This is a genomic window from Planktotalea sp. (assembly GCF_039984035.1).
GTDB lineage: Bacteria > Pseudomonadota > Alphaproteobacteria > Rhodobacterales > Rhodobacteraceae > Planktotalea.
Genome location: NZ_JBDWVM010000484.1, coordinates 1 through 4874, shown reverse-complemented (window position 1 = coordinate 4874; position 4874 = coordinate 1). Strand labels below are relative to the sequence as shown.

The 4874-nt window shown below is 53.8% G+C and carries 4 protein-coding genes and 1 pseudogene; 4 read left to right on the top strand and 1 reads right to left on the bottom strand.

The genetic code is table 11. From position 1 onward, the window contains the following. Positions 1–89: 89 nt before the first annotated feature. Positions 90–1493 (top strand): annotated as a pseudogene (locus ABJQ89_RS21780) (IS1182 family transposase). Positions 1494–1735: 242 nt separating this feature from the next. Here ABJQ89_RS21780 and ABJQ89_RS21775 read toward each other — a convergent pair. Further along, complete coding sequence (locus ABJQ89_RS21775; protein WP_348498249.1) at positions 1736–2623, bottom strand: LysR family transcriptional regulator; 888 nt, start codon at positions 2621–2623, stop codon at positions 1736–1738. Between the two features lie 113 nt (positions 2624–2736). Between ABJQ89_RS21775 and ABJQ89_RS21770 the strand changes: the two genes are divergently transcribed. Genes ABJQ89_RS21770 through ABJQ89_RS21760 form a run of 3 tightly spaced genes read left to right on the top strand, consistent with a single transcriptional unit; the run spans position 2737 to position 4815 of the window. Beyond that, the gene (locus ABJQ89_RS21770; RefSeq protein WP_348498248.1) at positions 2737–3627 is read left to right on the top strand and encodes a DMT family transporter; all 891 of its coding nucleotides are present in this window, start codon (positions 2737–2739) and stop codon (positions 3625–3627) included. Continuing rightward, positions 3624–4235, top strand: coding sequence for a hypothetical protein (locus tag ABJQ89_RS21765; RefSeq protein ID WP_348498247.1), 612 nt, complete (start codon positions 3624–3626; stop codon positions 4233–4235). Before ABJQ89_RS21770 ends, ABJQ89_RS21765 begins: the two co-directional genes overlap by 4 nt. A 1-nt stretch (position 4236) precedes the next feature. Then, a complete protein-coding gene (locus tag ABJQ89_RS21760) occupies positions 4237–4815 on the top strand; it encodes an isochorismatase family protein (RefSeq protein ID WP_348498246.1) in 579 nt (192 codons plus the stop codon). Positions 4816–4874 lie beyond the last annotated feature (59 nt).

Sequence of the window (4874 nt, the reverse complement as noted above, 5' to 3'; positions counted from 1 at the left end):
CGGCAAAAAGCTGATTTTGTTGAAAAACTCTCTCTTGATCGAGGCCTGATCTGTTTGTTCAATTCTCTAAACGAACGGAGGGATTGGGGATGATGGGACCGAGGCAAGAGGCGCAGGCGGCCTTGTTCTACGAGTTCTCGCTGGAGGATCATGTCCCTCAAGATCACTTGGTGCGGTCGATTGATTGGTTCGTTGATCTGACTGACCTCCGCACGCATTTGGCCGACTTCTATAGCCATACCGGTCGCCCCTCCATTGACCCGGAACTTCTGATCCGCATGCTTTTGATCGGATATTGCTTCGGCATTCGATCTGAACGCCGCCTTTGCGAATAGGTGCATCTGAACCTCGCTTATCGGTGGTTCTGTCGTCTCGATCTGACGGACCGCATCCCCGACCATTCAAGCTTTTCTAAGAACCGTCATGGCCGGTTCCGCGAAAGCGATCTGCTGCGCCATGTGTCCGAGACGACGGTTGCGCGTTGCATGCAGGAAGGCTTGGTTGGTGGTCAGGGCTTCGCGGTCGATGCCAGCTTGATCAGTGCCGATGTCCAGAAGCAGAACTCGAGCAATCCCGATGATTGGGCCGCGCGCGAGATTGATCACGCTGATGCACCGCGTGCTGTGCGCGAATACCTCGATACGTTGGACGACGAAGCCTTCGGTGCGGCGACCACTGCCAAACCCAAGTTCACCGCCCATGCCGATCCCGCCAGTCAATGGACAGCATTCTTTGCCTATTCCGACAACTACCTCATCGACACGGATCACGGAATTATCATGGACGTTGACGCCAGCCGGTCGAACAAGACCGCCGAGGTGGGCGCAATGCGCAAGATGCTCGACCGGACCGAAGAGCGCTTTGGCGTGAAACCCGATTGGATCGCGGCAGACACAGCCTACGGGTCTTCCGACACTCTGGTCTGGCTGGCATTAAAGCGCCAAATCCTCCCCTTCATCCCGGTCTTCCATTGCCCGGCAGGCGATTGCACAGCAATCTGCCGAGAGGGGACAAGGGGGAACGCACCGACGGAACCTTCTCGCGTTCCGACTTCACATGAGATGATGAGAATGATCGGTACATCTGCCCGAACGGCAAAGAGATGCGGCATACATGGCGGACCTATTCTGATCCAAAACGGAATGCGCCAGTTTGGAAATCCAGAAACTATCGAGCACTGAAATCGGACTGCACAGAATGCGAGCTGAAGGCAAAGTGCTGCCCCAACACTGAAACGCGTTCGGTTCATCGCGATAAATATGAGATCGTCAGAGACTTTGCCCGCCAATGCACTGCCTCAGACTTCAATCCCAGGGCTCAGGCGCGACGAAAAAAGGTCGAGATGCTCTTCGCCCACCTCAAACGCATCCTTGGCCTCGGACGGCTCCGATTACGGGGGCCATGCGGCGTTCAAGACGAGTTTACCCGCTGCCACCGCCCAAAACCTTCGGAAAATCGCAAAGCTCAAGCCGATGCTCCTCGCCGCAGGTTAAAGCGGCGGGTACGCCTTAGACATCTGAACGAAATCAAACCGATACCGCAAACGGACGCGCCAAAATCAACGACCTTTTCAACAAAATCAGCCCAGAGTCACCGATGCTGCGAGGCGCATGAATGGCCGCGATTTAGGTCATGCAAGATAAACGCGTCGGGGTCATTCAATGTGGCGGCAACATCGATACGCATCAGTTTGTTTCCGTGATCCACGGTGGTGTAACGCAAGTTTAAAGGTTCTTCAGGCTGCTGTTTTCTTAGCTAAACTAGCTTTTTGGCTGTTTTTATATAGTGCGGACACTGCATCTACTGTTTTACGCACAATCGGATCACGCAGCACATCTCGATGCACGATCAGGTTTTCTTGCGAGACATGGACGGCACCAAATTCTTCGACACAGTGTAACTGGTCAGAGTCATCGCCCATAAATTCGGGTAGTATCCCGTAGCCGGCACCTGCCTCCAAAGCGTGAAGCACTGCAGTTTGCGTATTCACCCGAAACGCGGATTGCAGTCCGACCGTACTTTCGAACCACTGCGTGATTTCGGGATACCAACTGCGCGCGGCACCAATGATGATCCAGTTAGGATCGTCTATGGGGGCCGTGTTTTCGCCGCTCTCGTAGGATTTGGCTACATACACACGGTACGTTAGAAACCCTAATTTGCGAGCCACTAACGTATCTGTCTCAGGCAAACACGACCGGATTTGAATGTCCGTTTCGCGGGCCGCATGGTCAAGGTGCTCTTGAGAGGAGAAGACCTCAATCTGGATGCCGGGCAACGCGTCTTTGAGGGTTTTCGCATTTTGCAGGATGAACCGCTCACGCACCTCGTCTAAGGAAAAGCGCACGGTGCGGCGGGCATCCAATGCAAGTTCCGGCTTCATCCGCTCGGCCTTGTTCGCGACCTCACGCATCTCTTGCGCCACGGGCAACAGGCGTTCACCTGCGGGGGTCAGCATCAATCCGTTCGGCGTTCTGTCAAACAGCCGCGTGCCGATCACATCCTCGAACCGCATCAAACGACGGCTAAGCTGGGGTTGGCCGATATGCAGGGTTTTCGCAGCAGCTGCGATCCCGCGCATCCGTGCGGCAGCCTCAAAAAGCTGAAGGTCCTCCCACTTCACCATGCATCTCCTAATCTTTTCATATGCCTAAATGCATAGGTGTTATTCACCTCAATGCCTAGTCCAAAGGTCTGTGCGCCTCTTATTAGGTCAGAAACCGAAGGAGCTGGAAGTTGTTTTACAAAGGTGTTTTCTTTTGCCTGATAGGGTCTGCACTGTTCACGCCTGTCTTTGCTATGGGCAAATTCGCGGACGGTGCGTTTCCTGCGATTGCGTTGATGACGATCCGCTATGCGGGCGGGTTTCTTACCACAGTAATAGCCGTGATCTGCGCGAAAATCCCATTCCATGAGATCCGTTCGCCAAGGCCATCCCAGCACTTACTACGAGCCACGTTCGGGGCCATGGGCGGTATCTGCGCAGTTCATGCCGCAGCGACGATACCCGTGGCTTACGCTACATCGATTGGATTAACGCAGGGAATGGTCGTGATCCTGCTGGCGGGTGTGTTTTTGAAAGAAGTCATACAGATGCGGCATTGGGTGGCCTGCGCAATTTCTGCATTTGGTGCGCTGTTAATCATATCCCAGACGCTTGATCTGGATAATCTGGGCGCGACGAACCAAATAGGCGCTCTTGCTGCATTCGCTGGGGCCGTCTTTATTGCGATTGAAACACTGTACATCAAAGTGCTTGCGCGGCACGAACACGCGGTTGGGGTTTTGCTGTATGTGAATGGCTTTGGGGCACTGATCATGATGCTGATCTGCGCTGTGACATTTAACTTGGGCCACCTGTTGCAATGGGCCATTGCGCCCTTTGTTATCGTCGGCCCAATCGCGATTGCCGCCCAGTTTTTCAATATCAAGGCGTACCGCCTTGTAAACGCATCACGCCTCGCCCCGATCAGCTATAGCTGGATCATCTTTGCGACATTACTGGGATGGGTGGCCTTCAATGAGGTCCCAACACTGTTGGCCCTGTTTGGCGGGACCCTGATTGTGACCGGTGGTATCATCGTAACACGACCCTCCAATGCGCCCAATCAAGAGGCGAACACATGACCGTTCTTTCCAAACAGATGAAGCCCGAAGCGTTCGATGATGGGTACTTCTATGCAGTTGAGATCAAGGCCTTTGCCAAGAACATCGGGATTAAAACGGGCAACCTGCGTAAGACGGAACTGGAGGGTCTAATCAGGTCGTTCCTGACGACTGGGGTTGTGCCGCAAGCCGAGATCACATCACCGCGAAAGTCACAACAGGTACGGGATGATCTGATCGCTTCAACTGTGGTGGAGAACTATGTTGGGGACAAACGTACCAAAGCATTCCTGCTATCGCTGGTCGAAGCATATGCGCCCGGCACCAAAGCAAAGTCCGGTCAATGGTATTGGTTGAACGATTGGCGGCGACAGCAACAAGGCCGGAAAACGCGCTTTACCTACCAGATGCTTGCCGATCGGCTGATGGCTTTGATGCAAACAGACGGGCGGCTGCCGCAAATTCCGTCCGCACGGATGAACAACTTTATCACCGACTTTCAGGCGGATCCTGCAAATGCAGGCGTCCCCCGTGCCGACATCATGCGAGCATGGGAGGCAGTAAAGCGGCATCCCGGCCTCAAGACCTATGCAGCATACCGCGCGCGACCCAAACCATCAGGAGATTGAAATGACAGATGTATTATTAATCATAGACGTGCAGACAGCAATTTTAGATGGCTCTGCCGCGCCCGACCGTATGCCCGCAGTGAAGCAGTACTTCGATGAGATGGTGGCGCGTTTGGCAGTGCTTAAAGCCACCGCGGCAAAGCATAGTGTGCCTACAGTCCTCGTACAAAATGATGGTCCGCCTGATCATAGGCTTGAGGTTGGCTCAAAAGGTTGGGACATCGTGCCAAGTTTGCAACCGTCAGATCGAGATATCGTCGTACACAAAACGGCGTGCGATAGCTTTCATGAGACGGACTTGTTGGCGCGACTGACCCAATGTGGCGCAACAAGGTTGATCGTTGGCGGATGCATGACGCAGTATTGTGTCGACACCACCGTGCGCCGCGCCGTGACGCTTGGGTTTGATGTCATGTTGTTGGCTGATGGACACTGTACAGGTGACGCGGGCGGGCTGCGCCAAGATCAGATCATTGCACATCACAACGCTACGTTGGCTGACGTTGATACATCCGACAATGTAATCAAGCTGTGCACAACTCAAAACATCAAATTTGGGAACCCTTTGTCAGTTAATTGATAATTGCGCATGTTGGGGACCATCAACCTTAAAACTTGGTCCCCAGTCAGGTGGGAAAC

Coding starts and splice junctions, on each gene's coding strand:
- ABJQ89_RS21765 (WP_348498247.1), top strand. CDS start 3,624: ATGACCGTTCTTTCCAAACAGATGAAGCCCGAAGCGTTCGATGATGGG.
- ABJQ89_RS21760 (WP_348498246.1), top strand. CDS start 4,237: ATGACAGATGTATTATTAATCATAGACGTGCAGACAGCAATTTTAGAT.